This window comes from Flagellimonas pelagia, from assembly GCF_003584135.1.
In the GTDB taxonomy this organism is placed as follows: Bacteria; Bacteroidota; Bacteroidia; order Flavobacteriales; family Flavobacteriaceae; genus Flagellimonas; species Flagellimonas pelagia.
Genome location: NZ_QXFI01000011.1, coordinates 115,535 through 136,744, shown reverse-complemented (window position 1 = coordinate 136,744; position 21,210 = coordinate 115,535). Strand labels below are relative to the sequence as shown.

The 21,210-nt window shown below is 44.1% G+C and carries 22 protein-coding genes; 15 read left to right on the top strand and 7 right to left on the bottom strand.

The features are described from left to right. The first annotated feature begins 128 nt into the window (after nt 1-128). The 6 genes from metG (at nt 129) to D2V05_RS03815 (ending at nt 8,089) form a co-directional block, all read left to right on the top strand. Nucleotides 129-2,204 carry a methionine--tRNA ligase gene (metG, locus tag D2V05_RS03835; RefSeq protein WP_119646226.1) on the top strand — a complete coding sequence of 692 codons (2,076 nt, stop codon included), beginning with the start codon at nt 129-131 and terminating at the stop codon, nt 2,202-2,204. Nucleotides 2,205-2,290: 86 nt separating this feature from the next. Then, nucleotides 2,291-4,414, top strand: coding sequence for a Tex family protein (locus D2V05_RS03830; RefSeq protein ID WP_119646225.1), 2,124 nt, complete (start codon nt 2,291-2,293; stop codon nt 4,412-4,414). Nucleotides 4,415-4,422: 8 nt separating this feature from the next. Next, nucleotides 4,423-5,325: a histone deacetylase family protein gene (locus D2V05_RS03825; RefSeq protein WP_119646224.1), complete on the top strand. Its 903-nt coding sequence runs from the start codon at nt 4,423-4,425 to the stop codon at nt 5,323-5,325. Between the two features lie 30 nt (nt 5,326-5,355). Further along, nucleotides 5,356-6,183, top strand: a complete 828-nt coding sequence (locus D2V05_RS03820; RefSeq protein ID WP_119646223.1) for a phosphatase PAP2 family protein — start codon at nt 5,356-5,358, stop codon at nt 6,181-6,183. A gap of 79 nt (nt 6,184-6,262) precedes the next feature. Next, nucleotides 6,263-6,427, top strand: a complete 165-nt coding sequence (locus D2V05_RS19765) for a hypothetical protein (RefSeq protein WP_220473534.1) — start codon at nt 6,263-6,265, stop codon at nt 6,425-6,427. Between the two features lie 102 nt (nt 6,428-6,529). Beyond that, nucleotides 6,530-8,089, top strand: a complete 1,560-nt coding sequence (locus tag D2V05_RS03815; RefSeq protein ID WP_119646222.1) for a M20/M25/M40 family metallo-hydrolase — start codon at nt 6,530-6,532, stop codon at nt 8,087-8,089. 60 nt (nt 8,090-8,149) lie between these two features. Here D2V05_RS03815 and D2V05_RS03810 read toward each other — a convergent pair whose 3' ends face one another. Then, nucleotides 8,150-8,584, bottom strand: coding sequence for a hypothetical protein (locus D2V05_RS03810; RefSeq protein ID WP_119646269.1), 435 nt, complete (start codon nt 8,582-8,584; stop codon nt 8,150-8,152). Nucleotides 8,585-8,718: 134 nt separating this feature from the next. Continuing rightward, entirely contained in the window at nt 8,719-9,051 is a 333-nt protein-coding gene (locus D2V05_RS03805; protein WP_119646221.1) for a single-stranded DNA-binding protein, read from the bottom strand. 585 nt (nt 9,052-9,636) lie between these two features. Here D2V05_RS03805 and D2V05_RS19560 point away from each other — a divergent pair. The 4 genes from D2V05_RS19560 to D2V05_RS03780 all read left to right on the top strand — a co-directional run bounded on the left by D2V05_RS19560 (nt 9,637) and on the right by D2V05_RS03780 (nt 11,835). Next, the gene (locus D2V05_RS19560) at nt 9,637-9,861 is read left to right on the top strand and encodes a hypothetical protein (RefSeq protein WP_147378222.1); all 225 of its coding nucleotides are present in this window, start codon (nt 9,637-9,639) and stop codon (nt 9,859-9,861) included. 269 nt (nt 9,862-10,130) lie between these two features. Next, complete coding sequence (locus D2V05_RS03790; RefSeq protein ID WP_119646218.1) at nt 10,131-10,625, top strand: Dps family protein; 495 nt, start codon at nt 10,131-10,133, stop codon at nt 10,623-10,625. A 50-nt stretch (nt 10,626-10,675) separates the two neighbouring features. After that, nucleotides 10,676-11,125 (top strand): hypothetical protein, encoded by a 450-nt coding sequence (locus tag D2V05_RS03785; protein ID WP_147378221.1) that lies wholly within the window; start codon nt 10,676-10,678, stop codon nt 11,123-11,125. A 107-nt stretch (nt 11,126-11,232) separates the two neighbouring features. After that, nucleotides 11,233-11,835 carry a GNAT family N-acetyltransferase gene (locus tag D2V05_RS03780; protein WP_119646216.1) on the top strand — a complete coding sequence of 201 codons (603 nt, stop codon included), beginning with the start codon at nt 11,233-11,235 and terminating at the stop codon, nt 11,833-11,835. Between the two features lie 10 nt (nt 11,836-11,845). Here D2V05_RS03780 and D2V05_RS03775 read toward each other — a convergent pair whose 3' ends face one another. From D2V05_RS03775 to D2V05_RS03760, 4 genes are all read right to left on the bottom strand, one after another. Then, a complete protein-coding gene (locus tag D2V05_RS03775; RefSeq protein ID WP_119646215.1) occupies nt 11,846-12,982 on the bottom strand; it encodes a glycerate kinase in 1,137 nt (378 codons plus the stop codon). A 60-nt stretch (nt 12,983-13,042) separates the two neighbouring features. Further along, a complete protein-coding gene (locus D2V05_RS03770) occupies nt 13,043-13,411 on the bottom strand; it encodes a hypothetical protein (RefSeq protein WP_119646214.1) in 369 nt (122 codons plus the stop codon). Nucleotides 13,412-13,413: 2 nt separating this feature from the next. Next, nucleotides 13,414-13,929 carry a hypothetical protein gene (locus tag D2V05_RS03765; RefSeq protein ID WP_119646213.1) on the bottom strand — a complete coding sequence of 172 codons (516 nt, stop codon included), beginning with the start codon at nt 13,927-13,929 and terminating at the stop codon, nt 13,414-13,416. 92 nt (nt 13,930-14,021) lie between these two features. Continuing rightward, nucleotides 14,022-15,008 (bottom strand): AbiTii domain-containing protein, encoded by a 987-nt coding sequence (locus tag D2V05_RS03760; protein WP_119646212.1) that lies wholly within the window; start codon nt 15,006-15,008, stop codon nt 14,022-14,024. A gap of 230 nt (nt 15,009-15,238) precedes the next feature. Between D2V05_RS03760 and D2V05_RS03755 the strand changes: the two genes are divergently transcribed. The 5 genes from D2V05_RS03755 (at nt 15,239) to D2V05_RS03735 (ending at nt 20,631) form a co-directional block, all read left to right on the top strand. After that, nucleotides 15,239-15,940, top strand: a complete 702-nt coding sequence (locus tag D2V05_RS03755; protein WP_119646211.1) for an SIMPL domain-containing protein — start codon at nt 15,239-15,241, stop codon at nt 15,938-15,940. Between the two features lie 18 nt (nt 15,941-15,958). Then, nucleotides 15,959-16,450: a DUF6265 family protein gene (locus D2V05_RS03750; RefSeq protein WP_119646210.1), complete on the top strand. Its 492-nt coding sequence runs from the start codon at nt 15,959-15,961 to the stop codon at nt 16,448-16,450. Between the two features lie 96 nt (nt 16,451-16,546). After that, on the top strand, nt 16,547-19,696 hold the full coding sequence (locus D2V05_RS03745) for a VPS10 domain-containing protein (protein ID WP_119646209.1): 3,150 nt from the start codon (nt 16,547-16,549) through the stop codon (nt 19,694-19,696). Further along, a complete protein-coding gene (locus D2V05_RS03740; RefSeq protein ID WP_119646208.1) occupies nt 19,696-20,268 on the top strand; it encodes a pentapeptide repeat-containing protein in 573 nt (190 codons plus the stop codon). Before D2V05_RS03745 ends, D2V05_RS03740 begins: the two co-directional genes overlap by 1 nt. 9 nt (nt 20,269-20,277) lie before the next feature. Then, nucleotides 20,278-20,631, top strand: a complete 354-nt coding sequence (locus D2V05_RS03735) for a hypothetical protein (protein WP_119646207.1) — start codon at nt 20,278-20,280, stop codon at nt 20,629-20,631. A gap of 1 nt (nt 20,632) precedes the next feature. Here the strand turns inward: D2V05_RS03735 and D2V05_RS03730 are convergent, their stop codons facing one another. Then, nucleotides 20,633-21,103 (bottom strand): CBS domain-containing protein, encoded by a 471-nt coding sequence (locus D2V05_RS03730; RefSeq protein WP_119638896.1) that lies wholly within the window; start codon nt 21,101-21,103, stop codon nt 20,633-20,635. Between the last annotated feature and the right edge of the window lie 107 nt (nt 21,104-21,210).

Sequence of the window (21,210 nt, the reverse complement as noted above, 5' to 3'; positions counted from 1 at the left end):
GTCATCTATTTTCGGATACCTTCGAGAATGCACCCCACACCCCAATACGGGTCGCATTCTCGAAGGTTTCCTTTTTTATGACCGATCCCGCTAAATTCAGTATTTTTGGGGCCTAATTTAAAGATTTCATGGCCCAGCATACCAATCCTTCAAGATATACCATTACCGCGGCACTTCCTTACACCAATGGCCCTATTCATATTGGGCATTTGGCCGGGGTTTACGTCCCTGCAGACATCTATTCTCGCTATTTAAGGCTCAAGGGTAACGATGTCGCCTTTGTGTGTGGAAGCGATGAACACGGGGTGGCCATCTCCATGAAGGCCAAAAAGGAAGGGGTCACCCCAAAGGAAATCATAGACAAGTACCACGGCATCATCAAAAAATCTTTTGCGGATTTTGGCATCTCCTTTAATAATTATTCTCGGACTTCGGCAGCAATACATCATAAAACAGCTTCCGATTTTTTTGTAAAACTGTACGAACAGGGTGATTTTATTGAAGAGGAAACCGAACAGTTGTATGATGATGAGGCCAAGCAATTTCTAGCCGATCGTTTCGTCATCGGTACTTGCCCCAAATGTGGTAATGAGGAAGCATATGGTGATCAGTGTGAACGCTGCGGGTCTTCCCTTAATGCTACCGATCTCATCAACCCAAAATCGACCATTACAGGAACAATACCCTCCCTAAAAAAGACCAAACACTGGTTTTTGCCCTTGGATCGATACGAAGGATTTTTAAAAGAGTGGATTCTGGAAGGTCATAAGTCCGATTGGAAACCCAACGTTTATGGCCAATGTAAATCGTGGATCGATGACGGATTGAAACCCCGTGCTGTGACCCGTGACCTTGATTGGGGTATACCCGTACCTGTGGAAGGTGGCGAGGGCAAAGTACTCTATGTGTGGTTCGATGCTCCCATTGGATACATTTCGTCTACCAAGGAATGGGCCGAACGCGAAGGCAAGGACTGGGAACCCTATTGGAAAAGTAAGGATACCAAGCTGGTGCATTTTATCGGCAAGGACAACATCGTGTTCCATTGTATCATTTTCCCAAGTATGCTGAAGGCTCATGGCGATTTTATATTGCCAGAAAATGTTCCGGCCAACGAATTCCTGAACCTGGAAGGCAACAAGCTGTCTACGTCTAAGAACTGGGCAGTGTGGTTGCACGAATATTTGGAAGAATTCCCCGATATGCAGGATGTACTTCGTTATGCCTTGACGGCCAACGCTCCGGAAACCAAGGACAATGACTTTACATGGAAGGATTATCAGGCACGCAACAACAACGAACTAGTGGCCATTTTCGGCAATTTCGTGAACCGTGTTGCCGTGCTTACCCATAAATATTATAACGGGGTTGTTCCAACGCCGAACGCTTTTTCTGAAGTTGATATAGAGACTTTGGAGGCCCTAAAAAGTTTTCCTGAAATCCTGTCCAACTCCTTGGAGCGTTACCGTTTCCGTGAAGGAAGTCAGGAGCTGATGAATCTCGCTCGATTGGGCAATAAATATTTGGCCGACGAAGAGCCTTGGAAACTTATCAAAACTGATGAAGAACGGGTGAAGACCATCATGTATGTGGCGCTTCAGATTGCAACGGGCCTTGCCGTGTTGAGCGAACCGTTTTTACCGTTTACCTCGGCTAAATTGAAGGGGATTTTACGTCATGCTGAACTTGATTCAGCATCTCAGTGGGATGACATCACCTCAGAAGACACTTTACTCCCTGCCGGACACGCCATCAACCCAAGCGAATTGCTCTTCCGAAAGATCGAGGATACCGAGATACAACAACAATTGGACAAACTGGAAGCCACTAAAAAATCGAACGCACAAATGGAAAAAGAAGTCGCACCACAAAAAGACACCATCACCTACGACGATTTTGCCAAGATGGATATGCGGGTAGGCACCATTGTAGAGGCGGAAAAAATGCCTAAGGCCAAAAAGCTGCTGGTATTGAAAATAGATACGGGCCTGGATACCCGAACAATCGTTTCCGGTATTGCCGAAAGTTTTACACCAGAGGAAATCATTGGTAAAAAAGTGACTGTTTTGGTGAACTTGGCCCCTCGAAAACTGCGCGGTGTGGAAAGTGAGGGCATGATCTTGATGACGGAAAACCAAGAAGGAAAACTCATTTTTATGAATCCCGATGAGGATGGGGTCGGGAATGGAGAAACCATCAATTGACATAAAAAAACAATAACGTTTTATAACCTCTTTCAAAAACCCCAAGAACAAGAAAGAGGTCTAACCTACTTTACATTTAAAAGAAAATGCAACTCGTACCTTATATCGTACAGCACACCCAATTGTCGGAAAAAAGTGTGGAGCATACCGTGGCACTTTTGAACGAGGATTGTACCATTCCCTTTATTTCTAGATACCGTAAAGAACGTACCGGGAATTTGGATGAAGTCCAGATCGGGACCATTGTACAGTACAAGACCCAATTTGAAGCTCTTGAAAAAAGAAAGGCAGTCATCATCAAGGCTGTGGAAGAACAGGAGGCCCTTACCCCGGACCTCAAGGCCAAATTTTTGAACTGCATAGACCTTACCAGCTTGGAAGACTTGTACTTGCCTTTCAAAAAAAGTAAAAAAACGAAAGCGGAAACGGCCCGTAAAAATGGTCTGGAACCCTTGGCGAAAATCATCATGGCGCAAAATGCCGATGAAATCGAATTTATCGCCTCCAGATATTTGAGCAAGGAAGTCCAAAATGAAGATGAAGCCTTGGAAGGTGCTCGACATATCATTGCCGAATGGATCAACGAACGGGGCGATATCCGCAATCAATTACGTGGCCAGTTGGAACGCTATGCCTTGATCACCACCAAGGTAATCAAGACCAAAAAAGAGGACGAGAAAGCCCAAAAATTCCAGGATTATTTTGATTGGAGCGAACCTTTGGATCGCTGCCCATCGCACCGTTTTTTGGCCATCATGAGGGCAGAAAAGGAAGGGTTCATCCGGGTTAAAATCGAAATCGATGACGAGAGGGCCTTGCAGAACATAGAACGGCGCTTAATCAAATCGAACAATGCCTGTGCGGAACAAATCGAAATGGCCATCGCCGATGCCTACAAAAGGCTCTTGTTCCCTTCCCTTTCCAATGAACTTTTAAACGTTGCCAAAGAAAAAGCGGATTTGGCCGCTATTCAGGTGTTCTCCAAAAACCTAAAGCAATTACTGTTAGGTGCCCCCTTGGGTGAAAAACGCATTTTGGCCATCGACCCTGGGTTCCGGACGGGGTGTAAAGTAGTGTGTTTAGATGAACACGGCGACTTAAAACACAACGAAACCATTTATCCCCATGCACCGCAAAATGACCGGACTGGGGCCATCAAAAAAATAAGTTCCTTGGTAGATGCCTATAAAATCGAGGCCATTGCCATAGGCAACGGGACCGCATCACGAGAAACCGAGCAATTGATCAAACGCATTCCCTTTAAAAAACCCCTTGAAGTATTCGTGGTGAGCGAGGCAGGGGCTTCCATCTATTCGGCTTCCAAGATTGCCCGGGATGAGTTTCCCAATTATGATGTTACGGTACGGGGAGCGGTTTCTATTGGTCGCAGGCTGGCCGATCCCTTGGCAGAGCTGGTTAAGATCGATGCCAAATCCATTGGGGTGGGGCAATACCAGCATGATGTGGACCAAACCCAATTGAAATCTTCTTTGGACACCGTGGTGGAAAGTTGTGTGAACGCCGTGGGGGTCAACATCAATACGGCAAGTGTTCCTTTGCTCAGTTATGTTTCTGGTATTGGTCCCAAACTCGCCGAAAATATTGTTGCCCATCGCAATGAAAATGGGGCTTTCAAAAACAGGGATGAAATCAAAAAAGTGGCCCGTTTAGGCGGTAAGGCCTTTGAACAAAGTGCAGGCTTTTTGCGTATCAAAAGTGGTGATAATCCTTTGGATGACTCCTCAGTGCACCCAGAGAGTTATAGCTTGGTGGCCAAAATGGCCAAGGATCAAAAAATTCCACTTCAGGAAATCGTTGGGAACAAAGCTGCCCTGCAGCGCATCGACCTAAAATCCTATTGTACGGAAACCATTGGCATGCCCACTTTGGAAGATATTGTAAAAGAGTTGGAAAAACCAGGTTTGGACGTAAGGGAGAAAGCCAAGGTGTTCACGTTTGACCAGAACATCAGGGAAATTACAGATCTGAGACAAGGACAATTATTACCGGGTATCGTGAACAACATCACCAACTTTGGATGCTTTGTGGATGTCGGGATCAAGGAAAGCGGCCTGATTCATATTTCCAACCTATCCGATACCTTTGTAAAGGATGTCAACGAACATGTAAGCCTTCATCAACAAGTGATCGTAAAGGTGTTGGATGTGGATGTCCCCAGAAAACGGATCCAGTTGGCGCTGCACAAATAACTTTTTACATGCTCAAGATTGCCTATCACCCCATCTACAAACATCATTTACCGGACGGGCATCGGTTTCCTATGGCCAAATACGAGCTGTTGCCCCAACAATTGCTGCATGAAGGCACTTGTGGCGAGGAAAACTTTTTTGAACCTTCAATTCCTGAAGATCATCACATTTTGGCCGTGCACGATTCAGGATATTATCACGATTTGCTGAACTTGGAGATCCCTTCCAAAGAAGCTAGAAAAATAGGTTTTCCCCTGAGTAAAGAACTGGTTCTCCGAGAACGCATCATTGCCGATGGCACCATAAAAGGATGCGAATTCGCCTTGGAACATGGCATCGCCATGAACATTGCCGGGGGAACGCACCATGCCTATTCCAATCGCGGGGAAGCTTTTTGTATGCTGAACGACCAAGCCATCGGGGCCCGATACTTGCAGCGTAACAAGCAGATCAACAACATATTGATGGTAGACTTGGATGTACACCAAGGGAACGGGACCGCCGAAATTTTTCAGACCGACCGTTCTGTTTTTACTTTTTCCATGCACGGAAAGGGCAATTATCCCTTCAAAAAGGAAGTTTCAAATCTGGACATTGCTTTGGAGAAGGGCACTACAGATGAGGAGTACCTTTCCGTCCTAAAAAATACCCTCCCTTCGTTATTGGAAAAGGTACGCCCCGAATTCATCTTTTACCTTTGTGGTGTAGATGTTTTGGAAACAGATAAACTAGGCACCCTTTCTCTTTCTTTAGATGGGTGTAAGGAACGGGACCGCTTTGTGCTGCAAACCTGCCGAGATGCCAATATTCCAGTACAGTGTAGTATGGGTGGCGGATATTCCCCTGAAATCAAGATTATTGTAGAGGCCCATGCGAACACCTTTCGATTGGCACAGGATATTTATGCGTAATTTTGCAGATTATCCAAATTTTCAACCTTCATGAAAATATTGAAATATTTGTTTGTCTTGATGATGGCCTATCCCATGTTTGGCCAAGAAAAGGAATCCAACCTGTGGAACGATTTCACGTATGACATCGGGAATGTTTTTGGTGGTGTGGGGTATGCTTATTCCAGACCCTTTCATTGGCAAGGAAATGATTGGGCCAACTTGGGATATTTGACGGGAGGCACCCTTTTGTTGGCAACCGTGGATGATGAGGTGAACCATTGGAAAAATGGGTTTAGGGAAGATATCCCCGATTTGGTCATCGATTATGGAAACGAATACGGAAGCCCAGAGAACAATTACATGCTGACTGGCGGGGTGTATCTGGCAGGATTGTTCACCAAAAACGAGAAATTGAGGAGAACCGGGGTCTTGTTGATTTCCTCTGCAACCGCTGGCGGATTTTTGCAGCAAGTGAGCAAACGTATCATTGGGCGGGCCAGACCTAAAAGTGGAGAAAGCTCGGATACGTTTGATCCCTTCCACCTGAACCGCGTCTACAATTATGATTCGTTTCCTTCGGGTCATGCCATGTTGGCCTTCAGTAATGCCTATGCCATTGCAAAACAATTCCACAATCCATGGGTAAAGGCAGGGATCTATACCGTTGGATTGATTCCGGGCTTTGTTCGAGTCATGGATGATTTCCATTGGTTCTCCGATGTTGCCTTCAGTACAGTACTCAGTATTTTCATTGTGGAATCCATTGACCGGTATCTGGATTCGAAATACGATGAAAAGTATAACAACAATACCAAACAGGTCAGTTGGAACCTTTCCTTCGGCCCCAATACCATGGGGGTATCGCTTCGGTTTTAAATCATTCTGAACTTCATTGTGTTAATTATTTATTTAGATTGAATTAAAATAATTAGTTTTGCCTTCTCTGTTCCAAGTGATGGGTAAAAAGAAGAAGGAAAAAAAGAAACTCAAAAAAGCATTGTTGAAGAATTTGTCCACCCAAGGCAAATTGAAATCCAAATGCTGTGAAAAATTCAAAAAAGGGGAAAACAAACGTTGTTCCAAATGTCCTTGTTTTGACCTTTTGAAGAAAGTGGCCTAGACCCTTCCCCACCTCCACTACTCCTATTCCATCCCTTTTCCTGGTTGTCCCATTTCCCAAGCTCCCGATTATGTTCTATTTTAGGGACAAATTAAAACCATCATGTTACGAAAAACCTCTCTACTCATCGCACTGCTGCTGGCCAACAGCGTATTTCTTCTGGCCCAGGAACAAGACCCTGTCATTCAAGCTATCTTAAAGGAAGCCAATGAAAACTCCCAACTCGAAACCCTAGGTCACGAGTTGATGGACGGTATCGGACCCCGATTGGTCGGAACCCCACAAATGAAAAAGGCCCATGATTGGGCCGTTGCCAAATATGCTGGCTGGGGTATTTCCGCCAAAAACGAACAATGGGGCGAATGGAAAGGCTGGGAACGCGGCATTTCGCATATCGATATGGTATACCCAAGGGTACAAAGCCTGCAAGGAACCCAATTGGCATGGAGCCCCGCCACACCCAAAAAAGGGACCACTGCCGAATTGGTAGTTTTACCTATGGTAAAGGATTCCATGGAATTTGTAAAATGGTTGTCCACGGTTAAGGGCAAGATGGTCATGGTCTCCAAATTGGAACCTACGGGAAGGCCAGACTACAACTGGGAAGAATTCGCCACCGAAAAGTCGTTCGAAAAAATGAAAAAAGAGCGCGACGAAATGGACAAGGCATGGAACGCCAATATGAAGAACATGGGGTATAACTCCAGAACCTTGCCCGAAGCGTTGGAAGCTGCCGGAGCTGTTGGCATCGTTGCATCCTATTGGTCCAAAGGTTTTGGAGTAAACAAGATTTTCAGTGCCCGCACCAAAAAAATCCCGACCGTGGATTTGGAATTGGAGGATTATGGGATGCTATACCGTTTGGTGGAATCCGGACAAAAACCACAGATCCATGTGGTAGCCGAATCCAAGGATTTAGGGGTATCGCCAACCTTTAATACCATTGCAGAAATCAAAGGTTCTGAAAAACCAGATGAATACGTGATCCTGTCCGCCCATTTCGACTCTTGGGACGGAGGCACCGGAGCCACCGATAACGGTACCGGTACTTTGGTGATGATGGAAGCCATGCGTATTTTGAAAAAAGCCTATCCCAACCCAAAACGAACCATTATGGTGGGACATTGGGGCAGTGAGGAACAGGGACTCAACGGTTCTAGGGCCTTTGTGGAGGACCATCCTGATATTGTTGCAGGCGTACAGGCCGTTTTCAATCAGGATAATGGCACTGGAAGGGTTGTTCGCATTTCCGGTGGTGGATTCCTAAATTCCTATGACTATTTGGGCAAATGGCTGCATGCCGTTCCGAAGGAAATCACGGATGAAATCGAAACTACCTTCCCTGGGACCCCGGCGAGGGGAGGCTCGGATTACGCCTCATTCCAAGCAGCAGGTGCCCCTGCATTCAGCTTGAGTTCCTTGAATTGGTCGTATTGGAACTATACCTGGCACACCAACAGGGATACGTATGACAAGATCATTTTTGATGATGTGCGTAACAATGCCATCCTTACGGCAATCTTGGCTTACATGGCCAGCGAATACCCAGAAAAAACAGATCGTGAAAAAGCTGTTCTGCCCATTAGCGACAGAACAGGTGAACAACTGGAATGGCCCACCCCACGTTCACCCGAACGTAAGGGAGGTTTGGAGGAAAACTAAACGGTATAAAATAAAAACGCCCCGAAAAATTCGGGGCGTTTTTGTATTGACTAACTAAATCTAAAAAATGCTAATTCCAACACGTGGTGAGGATACCCGAACACCGGTACCCACATACGTTCTTCTGGGGTACTGATAATCGTAATAGGTATAGTAGAAATGCGCATGACCGTAATATTCCCTGCTATGATGGCAATGATCATCACAATGTTGGGCATGTTCGGCATAGGCATCCTGTTTTCCTTTCATATAGGCTCTATAGGCTTCCTTGTCCCGCTTTCTTAAATCCTTTTCATATCGTTTTTGGTCTTTCCAGAAATCCTTTTCATCCTCTTCATTCTTGGTGGCCAACGACTGTTCGTAAACAGCATCTTCTTTGGCGCGTTGTTCGTAATAGGAAAGTTTGTCCTGTTCCTTTTCTTGACTTTCCTGGGCCGAGACCGATGCCGAGATGAACAAGGCCAACATCGCAGTAATCGTTCCTATATATTTCATAGCTTCAAATTTTTGGGTTCTTAGAATAATTACGAAAGAACCGTTCATTTGGTTTTATAACAACTTAAAATGGATTTACCCTAATTGCATAAAAAAAGGGGCGCAATGGCCCCCTCTGTATCGAAAATGCAATACTACTTTCCTAGCATCAATAGTTCATTGCACTTGATCTCTGTGATATAGCGCTTTTCGCCCTCCTTGGTCTCATAGGCACGGGACATCAATTTGCCCTCGATCATGACCTCTTTTCCCTTGGCCAGATAATTTTCTGCGATTTCCGCAATCTTGCCCCAGGCCACAATGTTGTGCCATTGGGTATCCGTTACCTTTTCGCCTTCGGCGTTTTTATAGGTTTCATTGGTGGCCAAAGAGAATTTGGCCAGTTTGCTGCCATTGTCAAGCGTTACCATTTCAGGGTCATTGCCCAAGTTTCCAATCAACTGTACTTTGTTTTTAAGTGAATTCATGATGTAAGATTTTAGCGTTAAACAATTCATGCCATCAAATTGTCATCATTCGACAGGGCAAACATAGAAACGGTCCAAAACCTCATTCGGTTTGAAATTGTTTGCTTTCGTTTGTAAACGGATGGAAATGTTTAAAAAAGGGAACTATATATTTAAAAAAATATCGTGTGGACAAACCATTGATTTAGTTGCCAGTATTGGTGGGTTTTTGGCTGTCTTTGTAGAATGATTTCCCTATTCTAAAAATCATGTAAGTTATAAACCAACCAATGTATTGCCAAAACCAATCTATGCCTAACTTATTTCTGACACGAATTTCAGGATCTAGCAATTGATAAGGCGTCCTTTTTATTAGAGGTATGAGGTCCGGGATAAGATAAATACCAATTGCAGCACCCAAAAGAATGAACAATGCAGCAATTATTCTATATAAAATTTTGCGGTTTCTGGACACTCATTAAAAATATCAAAATCCAACATATCAAAAAAACTTAATTGGAGTGTGTCCCATTGTATATAGGTGCCCAACATGTGACCTCCCCTCCCTTTCCTGTGTCTAAACAGAAATACCAAACCCCCAACGCTATGCCCATTCGCTGTATCAACAAATACTCCGTAATCAAAAGGTTCAGTCTTGGCAAAAGAATGTACGACCAATTGGAGATCATTTATATCCAGGAACACGATGCCTTGCACGAGGAGCCGCAAAAAGTCTTCGACAGCCAAAAGGAATATGTAACGGACATCTCCGCAGATATTTATAAGTGCCTGAGAAAAGGGTTTATCGTTCCCTCTGGAGATAATCAGTAAATTTCTCATCCATGGTGCACCACATTATGTTAAATCATGTTAAATACTTGATTTTCCGATATATAAGTGTATATTAATAGTATGGATGTAGCACTAAAACAGAGTACAGTCTTCTAGGTCGATACCCCGACCGACATCCTCGTCATGGGAACATCTTTTCCCATTATTTAAACAAAAACTAGCGCATCGCAACATTTTAGGTCGGATACCTTCCACCCTATTGTTTGCGTGCCAGTATCAACTGAAGTCAAATCAAAAATTCAAAAAACATGGAAACCGTAAAAGCAAAAAACAAGACATTCAAAAAATTGGGATTCACCTATTTGGAAACCGCCGAGATCGTGGTCACCCTGAACACATTGCTGGCCAATTACCAGGTATTCTACAACAAGTTGCGAAACTTTCACTGGAACGTAGAGGGTCCCGAGTTCTTTGAACTTCACGAAGAGTTCGAGAACGAATACAATACCACCAAAAAGAACATAGACGTGGTAGCGGAACGTATCAGGGCATTTGGTGTGAAACCCAACTTCACCCTACAAAAAACCATGGAGATGGCCCAGATCAAGGAACCATCCAAGGAACTGACCGCCATTGAAATGGTGCGCGAAGTGCTTCGGGATTTTGAAACCCTACACAACAACATGCTGGATGGCATTAACGCTTCCTTGGATACCGGGGATGTGGTCACAGAAAACATGTTGACCGAGTTCATGACCCACTTGGAGAAAAGGAACTGGATGTTCACTTCCTACCTCAAATAATCCAACAGAGACCCTTAAAACGATTCATTAACTATAAAAAAAATAAAACCATGAAAACATTTACAACACTAGCAACACTATTATTACTGACCGGATTTGTCGGATTTGGACAAACCAAAACGTCCGGCACCATGAACGCCACTACGTTTAAAACCTTTGCCATAGACCACAACGGTACCGAAATGCCCTACCATGTAAAAGTGGTGGAACAACGCAAGTACCCAAGGGATATGGAGAACAAAGACCTAAAAACGGAAGCCGCCAAAGTGACCAAACTTATTGCGGTAGACTCCGATAACGACAATGTTTACGAGCATTATCTGGTATTGAAGTACAACAAATCCGTTACGGACAGCTTTGAGGTGGTCCCCACCGAAAAAGGCTTTGCCGTGAAGGTAAATGACAAGTCCATGGAGTACTTTGTGGGCAAAGGCATCTATTTTATCAACGAAAAAGACCAGGATTTCTTCACTGTGGAGGAATTTAAGGAAATAGGATAATTTTCAGGTTTTATTTTTTGATTGACAAAGGGCCGGGAGTTTTTCCCGGCTTTTTTGTTTGCCATTATCGAAGGATTTCCCCCTATCTTTGGGGCAAAACACTAGCTATGCAACCTTGGTTGAAACCCGTTACCCTTGAAGGAAATTTGGTAAAACTTGTGCCCATGAAAAAGGAACACAAGGTGGATCTGGCCTTTGCCGCATCTGATGGCAACCTTTGGGAACTTTGGTACACCTCCGTCCCCACTCCTGCTACCACGGATGCCTACATCAACACTGCCTTGTTGGAACTAGAGTCAGGCAAATCGCTCCCCTTTACCATTGTGGACAAAAAGACCAATGCCGTGGTGGGCACCACCCGCTACATGAATGTGGACGCCGCACATAAACGGCTGGAAATCGGCTCTACCTGGTATGCCAAAAAAGTACAGCGCACCGGGGTGAACACGGAGTGCAAATACCTGTTGCTGAAATACGCCTTTGAGAATTTGGGCTGCGTTGCCGTAGAATTCCGTACGCATTTTCACAACCACCCGTCCCGAAACGCCATTCAGCGCTTGGGCGCCAAACAAGATGGTATTTTAAGGAACCACCGCATTGACGCACTAGGAAATTTAAGGGACACGGTTGTATTTTCCATCTTGGAGAACGAATGGAAAACGGTGAAAACATCCTTGGAATTCAAGATGCAACGAGGGCCGTTGCACTAGCCAAAAATGCCTAAGCTTTGCTTGTTTTGAGCAGATGGGCAAAATTATAGCTGGTCAGTTCCAAGTTTTGAAAGCTCTTGGCCTTGGCCTCATCCAAATTGCCGATCTGGTTTAAAATGGAAACGGCATAATCCAATCCCATGTGTTGCATTTCCGCAATCGTCACATCTACCGAACCGCAAAAGGCGGCCACGGGTACCTGATATTTTTGCGCGGCCTTGATCACCCCATTGATGGTTTTGCCCGAAAAGGTTTGTCCATCCAACTGGCCTTCCCCGGTAATGACCCAATCGGCGCCTTGTACCACTTCCTCAAAATTGGCCAACTGCATCACCAAATCCACCCCAGAGGTCAGGCTGGCGTTCAGGAACACCACGGCCCCTCCCCCAACACCCCCAGCGGCACCTGCTCCAGGAATTTGCTGTACATCCATATCAAAAGTGGTGTGAAGGACTTTGGCGAACTGTTCCAATCCTTGATCTAAAAAGGCCACCTCATCGGGTGAGGCCCCTTTTTGCGGACCGTAAATTTTAGCAGCACCCTGTTCCCCATAAAACGGATTGTTCACATCGCAGGCCACTTGAATTTTAGCTTTGGACAACTGCGGATGCACCTTTTCCGTATCGATTTGAGCCACCAGTCCCAAGTTTTTGCCCACTGGTTCCAACGCGTTGCCTTCGGCATCTAAAAACCGATACCCCAACGCTTGGGCCATGCCCATACCGCCATCGTTGGTGGCACTCCCACCGATACCCAAAACGATGGTTGTTGCCCCTTTTTCCAAGGCGTCCAAAATGAAATCGCCAGTGCCCAACGTGGTGGTGTGCATACAGTTCATTTCCGACTTTTGGAGCAATTTGTAACCCGAGGCTTCGGACATTTCAATAAAAGCGGTGTGTTTGTCTTGGGAAAGCAAATAATGGGCTTCTTTTTCTCGGAACAAGGGATCATGCACCCGCACGGGAACGGAGGAAGCATTCAGGTAATGGCTCACCACCTCAATGGTGCCATCCCCACCATCCGCCAAGGGTCTTTTTACGATCTCCGCCTGGGGAAAGACTTTTAGGATCCCACTGGCCACCGCTTCGCAGAATTCCTGCCCGGTTAAGGAGCCTTTGTATTTATCGGGTGCGAGGAGGAATTTCATGGGTCTTGGGAGTTGGTTAAACCTAACTATTACATATAGCCATTTTTCTACGCAGTTTTATTATTCCTTTATTGCTCTGAATTTTGGAATAATCAAAAAGATACTACCTATTATAAAAAGAAGTGACTTTAAATAGAAAGTCCATTTTAGTTGTCCAACTAAACTCTCCTTTTCCCTTTTTAACCCCTTCCAATATTTCCAATTTCTATTAATTGTTTCAAAGTCAACAGAACTTCTTACTTGACTATTATTGAATTCACTATTAGAATATGCATCAGCGATAATCATATATAAATCGTCAACTTTTTCGTGAAGCTGATATTTATCCACTTCATTAGATAAATCAGTCAAGTTTACTTCAAGGAATTGCCAACCAAAGGAAACAAGAATTAAAATTAATCCCCAACCCTCAAGTTTTTTGTCGGTCATATCTACATAAATTTGTTAAGCAAAATTGCAATAATTGTTGTTAGAATAATACCGGAAACAAAAATCACGTAATCTCTAGTAGCACTTCTTTTATTTCCTTTATTTAAAATTTCTTCGAAGTGCTTTAAAGATTCAACTGGAATTTTTTCCATTGTCGATATTTTTTCTTTTAAATCATTTTCTCTAGTTTCTAACTCTGTCAAAGTAGTTTCTAACTTTTCAATGGTTTGCTGTTTTTCTTTGCTGATTTTTGAAATTTCTTCTATTACCCCATCGATTTCTTCCGTTGCATTTTTCAGAGTACTTAATGAATGAGATAATCTTTCTTTGAAAGGTTTGTTTTTGTCTTTATTAAAAATGAAAATTTGCTGAAGAAATTTTGACCAGTTACTTTCTGGATTTTCTAAATAATATTTTTCAGCTTTTGGATAAATTATTTTATTCAATAAAGGTTGAAAAACCCCGAAGAGTAATCCGAAAATTGCAGAAACTAAAGCTCCTATTATTTCAACTCCCATATTTTTTCAAATTATGCCCAACGGTTTGGCTATGAGCAGAAGCGTCCCTAAGGGCTCTATTGCTTATAGGTATTATTGTGTACAGTTTTTATTTAAAATTTTGACATAAGGTCACCAAGTTTTTCAAGAACGATAGGAGTGTATGCATTAGCTGCAATACCAGTCAGTATTCCTTTAATAGTTGATAAAGCACCATTTATAATATTCGTTTTCGGACTTTCTCTAGCAATCTGGGTTTCAACTCTAGCGACTTCATTTATAATATCTTCTTTTTCTTCAATGTCCAATCCTAAATTGGCCATCTGCTTTTTTAACAAATCTATGAACTCTTGAATTTCTGCATTCATTTCTGCGTTAATGGATTGAGTCACGTTATCTCCAGCCCCGACGTTTACTTGTGATTTATCTCCATAGTTTACCGCTTGAGCAGTTTTATTTCCAATTGAGATATTGACATTGTCACTCTTTATAGTTCCAATCGTTTTGTTGAAGATACTTTCAACTTCATCTTTCTTTTTCATTATCGATAAATTGTCATTATCGCCAAATTCTTTATTTAATTCTAAAAGGAAATTTAAAAGAGTTGATTTGATTGTAGATAATATTCCTTCAATCGAATTATTGCTAATCTTTTGCCAAGCTGAGTCCACATGCCATGGATTCATGATTTTAGAAAACTCTTGTGCTATTGCGTGTGGTAGATTCACTTGGTAACTTCCCTTGTCTGCCACCATTTTCTCAAGTTCAGAAACACTTGAGTCCATCTTTATTGACATTAAAACGTCCCAATATTTTTGATCCAAATATTCAACTGGTAAGCTAACACTTTTCTTTGTCCAAATTCCTTGAAAGCCTGCATCTTGAATAAGATTTCCCTTAACAACAGTAGGAATCTTTCTGTAGTCTGGTCTTTCTTTTCCAACATAGCCGTTTATTTCAAGATTCACCCATTCTTTGAGCTGTGTATTTTCAATTTTAAAGGCTAAGACTTGCACCTTTAGTAAAGTGTCGCTGAGTTTCGTAGAAGGCTCTACCAAATCTTCGATTATCTTATCAATCCAATCAGGAATATTTTTCATTGGTTTTATTTATTGTACACAACTTGTTTATATAAATATAAAATACTTTTCTATCACTAAATATGGACTACCATCCACGCATCCAATCACGCTCTTTCGCATCCCCTATTCTGTATTCAAGATAGTCAAACAATTCCAACCCTTTTACGGAATAGCATATTCGCGTTTGTAAAGTGGTACAGGTTTTGTATCTCACAGGGAAGTATTTACCTTTAAACAAAAATGAAACTATGAAAAAGTTTTTCTTACCTATTGCAGCATTGCTATGCACCACCGCCTTTTTTGCCCAAACCAAGAGCTTTTTAGATGTGCCCTATCTGGAAACTTCCGCCCAAGTGGACACCTTGGTAACGCCGGACAAAATCTACCTCAGCATCACCATTCAGGAAAAGGACACCAAAGGCCGTGTATCCGTAGAGGAGCAGGAGAACAAAATGGCGCAACGCTTTAAGGCCATGGGCATTGATATAGACAAACAATTGGTGATCAAGGATTTTAGCAGCGATTTTAAAAAATATTTCTTGCGCGACAAGGAAGTGCTGAAAAGCAAACAATACGCGTTGGAAGTCTATTCTGGCAAGCAGGCCGGGGAAGTCATGGTGGCCTTGGAGCAATTGGAGATCGCCAACGCCTATGTAGAAAAAACCGAATATTCCAAAATGGACGAGCTGGAACTGGAACTGAAATCCAAGGCCGTGAAAAAAGCCCAGCAAAAAGCCGTGGCCCTATCCAAGCCATTGGGCCAAAAAGTGGGCATGGCCATCCATATTGTGGACAACTCACAACCTTATTACCCCAGATATTACCAAGCTGCTCGCATGGAAATGGATTATTCCGTTGCTAAGCAGGGTATGGAGCAACCCTTGGACATCGATTTTGAAAAAATAAAAGTGGAATCCATGGTGAACGTCAAGTTTGCCCTTTCCAACTAACCACAAAAACCACCACCCATGAGACGCTTATTGTTCCTTTTATTGATGGGCACCGGAATCGTTTCCGCCCAAAAGACCATGCAACTGTCCGAAGGACAGGAATCGCCCAGTGCTTCCTTAAAAGAGGTGGCCTGGATCGAGGGATCTTGGAGCGGGGAAGCCTTTGGCGGAACGGCTGAAGAAATCTGGAGCGCGCCTTTGGGCGACTCCATGATGTTCGTGTTCCGTTTGGTGAACGACAATAAGGTCTCTTTTTATGAAGTGGGACACATTCAACAGCTGGAGAATTCCCTTATTCTCCAGCTGAAACATTTTGATGGCAACCTGAAGGGATGGGAGGATAAAATCGAGACCATCGACTTCAAATTGGTGAAACTGGAAAAGAACAAGGTCTATTTTGAAGGCCTTACCATGGAGTTGGTGGATAAAAACCACATGAACGTCTACGTGCTCATCGAAGAAAATGGCGAAGCCGAGGAAATCCTTTTTGCCTATTCCAAAAAACCGTGATGTTTCCCTAGGGTTTACAGGCAGTTTTACGCTGCTCATTGTACCTCCAATGGCTTTGAATTAGTATCTTTAACAGGATAACTAATTCCAACACTCGTGAAACCAAGACTATTACTCCTATGTGCCCTGTTGCTGGCCATTTACCCTTCGCATGCCCAAAAACGAAACAAAAAATCCGACACTCCCGCGGTTGTCGTCAACGATTCCCTTTTCCCGGGACTCAAATGGCGTAATATTGGGCCGTACCGTGGAGGTCGAAGTGTCACCTCTACCGGGGTGGTGGGCCAACCCCACACCTATTACATGGGTTCTACCGGGGGTGGCATCTATAAAACTACGGATGACGGCATCACTTGGGAGAACATTTCCGATGGATTCTTAAAAACAGGCACCGTAGGTGATATTGCCGTTTCCGAAACCAATCCCAACTTGGTCTTGGTAGGCATGGGAGAACACCCTGCCCGTGGGGTGATGACTTCCATGGGAGATGGTGTCTATAAATCCACCGATGCAGGCAAAACCTGGAAACATATCGGTTTGGACAAGACCCGCCATATTGGCGATGTGATCATCGACCCGACCAATCCCGATATCCTTTTTGTGGCGGCCCAAGGTGCACAATATGGCCCATCCGAAGATCGGGGGGTGTATCGTTCCCTGAATGGGGGCGAAACTTGGGAAAAAGTCCTTTATGTGGATGAAAACACGGGGGCTTCCTCCCTTTCCATGGATATGAACAACCCCATGATCCTGTACGCGGCCATGTGGCAACACCGCAGGTATCCTTGGACTATGGAATCCGGCGGGGCATCTTCCGGATTGTACAAATCCACCGACGGCGGTACCACTTGGACCAAGATGGACAAGGGTATTCCAAAGGAATTTGGTAAATCGGGCATCTCGGTTTCCAGGGCCAATTCCGACATTGTTTATGTGGTTTTGGAGGCCGAAGGCGAAAAAGGTGGGGTCTACAAAAGCGTGGATGCCGGTAAGACCTGGCAGCAGACCAGCAAGGACCGCATCAATATTGCCCGTTCTTGGTACTACATGGAAATCTTTGCCGATACCCAAGATGAAAACGTGGTGTATGTGTTGAACGCTCCCGTGACCAAATCCATTGACGGTGGAAAAACCTTTGCGCCTTTATCCACTCCACATGGGGACAACCATGACCTCTGGATACATCCGCACAACAACAAAATCATGATCAACTCCAATGACGGAGGTGCCAACATCAGCAACAATGGAGGTAAAAGCTGGAGCTCCCAGGAGAATCAGGCCACTTCCCAATTCTATCGCGTGATCACGGATAATTTGGTGCCTTACCACGTGTATGGTGGCCAGCAGGACAATACTTCGGTGGCCATTGCCAGTAGAACCCATGATGATGGCATTGATTGGAAGGATTGGTATGCCGTGTCAGGTTGCGAAAGCGCCTATTTGGCTTTTGACCCCAACAATCCCGATTTTATTTATGGTGGCTGTTACCAAGGTATCATCGAGAAATGGGTACGGGCTTCACAGGAAGCAAAACCCATCAAGGAATATCCTGAGTTGGGACTCAGCAAAGTTCCAAAAGATTTTAAGTTCCGTTACAATTGGAACGCACCCATCATCAGTTCGCCACACGACCCGAACACGATTTACCATGCCGGGAATGTGGTCTTTAAAACACAGGATGGCGGGAACACCTGGGAAGTGGTGAGTCCCGATCTTACCCGAAACGACCCAGAAAAACAAGGTCCAGGAGGTGGGCCGTACACCAACGAAGCCGCAGGGGGCGAAAACTATAACACCCTTATGTACTTGGTGGAATCCCCACACGAAAAAGGGGTTCTTTATGCCGGTTCGGATGATGGTTTGGTACACATCACCAAAAACGGTGGCCAAAGTTGGGAAAACATTACTCCTCCCAATTTAAAGGAAAGCATCATCAACAGCATTGAAGTGTCTCCCCATGACCCTGCAACGGCCTATATGGTGGCCATGCGATACAAGTTCATGGATTTGGACACCTATATTTTCAAAACCTCGGATTACGGTAAAACCTGGGCCAAAATCACACAAGGGATTGATGGCGAGCATAACTTTGCCCGCGTGGTCCGGGAAGACCCAAAACAAAAAGGATTGTTGTATGCCGGTACCGAAACAGGCTTGTTTGTCTCCTTGGATGATGGACAACACTGGCAGCCCCTGCAACTCAACCTACCCCTAGTTCCAATCAACGACTTGGCCATTCATGACAACGATTTGATCGCTGCCACGGCGGGACGTTCCTTTTGGATCTTGGACGACCTTGGGGCCATTCAAACCAGTGTGAATCCAGCCACAAAGTTGAGCATTGTGACTCCAAAACCGTCCTACCGCATTTTTAACGGCAGTACCGACAAACCGGTTCAAGGGTTGGGGCAAAACCCAAAATCGGGGGTAACCTTTGATTATTATCTGCCCAAAAAATTGGATTCCACAGAGCTGAAACTAGAAGTGCTTTCCGGAGGAAAAGTGATCCGGACCATCACCAATCAAGCTCCAAAAGATTTCAAAAGTTGGCCCGGCGGACCGTCAAAACCAGCGGTTCTGCCTTCTTTGAAAGGTTACAATCGATTCACTTGGGATTTTAGCCGTGAGTCCGTGATTCCCGTAGATCAAGTTTTTGCCTATGGAGGGTATCAAGGGGCCCGTGTGGCACCCGGCACCTACACGTTACGACTTTCAATGGGTGATGCATCCATGGAGACCAATGCCGTGGTTTTGGCCGACCCCAATGTGGAAGGCACCCCAGCGGATTACGCGGAACAACAATCGGTCCTTGTTAAAATTGATGAGACCATCAACAGTATGCACAAGGGGGTTAACCAGATTCGAAAGGCCAAAAATCAGCTCAAAACTTACAAAGACTTGTTGAAGGATAATGAGAAAGCCAAAGGCTTGTTAGAAAATGGGGATAAGCTTTTGGAGCGCATTACCACTTGGGAAGAAAAGTTGATTCAGCCCAACCAAAAGACGTTCCAGGATGTGATCAACTTCCGGAACCAGTTGAATGCCGAGTTCATGCATTTAAAAGGGTTTGTGGACGTGGCCGAACCGAAGGTGACCAACGGCGCCAAGGAACGGTTACGAGATCTTTTGGCCCAGTGGAAAACGTATGAGGATGAAAAAAACGCCATTGTAAACGATGGCATGAAAGCCTACAACGACATGTTCAAATCGCTGGAAATTCCGGCTATCATATTATCCGAAGAATAATGGCACAACCCTTTTGGTTCGATCAGGAGTTCACAAAGCAGGATTATACCCAAAACAAATTGCCCAAGGGTGATTATGAGAATTGCCGCTTTGTGGACTGCCTGTTCTCCAAGGGATTTTTGGACAATCAAAATTTTGTGGAATGCACTTTTGAAGGTTGCGACTTTACCAACACCAACATTGCCCATACCATTTTTAACGAGGTCACATTTGTGGATTGCAAAATGGTGGGAGTGCAGTTCGAGACCTGTAATCCGATGGTTTTGGCCTTTCAATTTACGGGATGTAATCTTTCGGTGGCTTCCTTTTACGGCATGGAAATTCCAAAAACCACCTTTTTTAACTGCAAGCTGCACCAAGTGGATTTTTCCGAAGCCAATCTCAAAATGTCACAATTCCCCAATTCAGACCTGGAAAACGCCATTTTCAACCACACCCAATTAGAGCAGGTGGATTTTACCTCAGCATTAAATTTTTCCATTGATCCATCCATCAACACCTTGAAAAAAAGCAAGTTCAGTAAGGAAGGATTGATCGGTTTGTTGAAAAAGTATGATATTGTGGTCACCTAATCTTATGCCATGTCTGAAAGAAAATGTTTGGAGTGCGGTGCAAAGCTGGTTGGTCGGGTGGACCAAAAATTCTGCTCGGACCACTGCCGCAACTCCTACAACAACAAACTGAACCGCGATAGTAAAAACCTACTGCGGAACATCAACAACAAGCTTAGAAAAAATTACCGCATCCTCGATAGCTTTCCTTTAAAGGAAGGAAAGACCAAGACCACCAAAATGCGTTTGCTGGATAAAGGTTTTGATTTTGAATACATCACCAACCTGTACACCACAAAAAAAGGGAGCACCTATTATTTTGTGTATGACCTGGGTTATCTGCCGCTTGACAATGATTTTTATATGATCGTAAAAAGGGAATAGCCTATTTCCAACTATGGGCCGTCAGTTTTAAGGCCGCTACCACGATATCCTTCCGGCTGATCTGACCCACCAAAATGTCGTTTTTCATGACGGGCAACCTACGCCTGTTATGACGATCGAACACTCCTGCAGCATCAAAAATGGACATATCATGGGGAATGGTCTCCACATTCTTGGTCATAAAACGCTCCACGCTCTTGTCCAATATGGGCTGGTTGAAATATCTACTCTCCGAAATTTGCTTCATACAGTCCGCTTCGGAAACGATTCCCACCAAAAAACCATTATTGTCCACAACCGGCCCTCCGGAAATATGGTGCTTTGCAAAAGTCTCCATCACTTCCAAAATGGATTGGTCGGGGGAAAAAGTGATCAATTTTTTGGTCATATAGTCTTCCACCAAGATAGGGGCATTGTATTTCTTCTTGTTCTCCTCTTTGGATCGCACGCCTTGAAAACTTTTGATTGCCATATGGTTAGAATTTAAAGTTGAATATTAAATATAGCTTTTTTTAGCGAATAACCTAATTTTTCACATCAAAATATGAGAACCTTTCATAAATTCATACATTTATATAC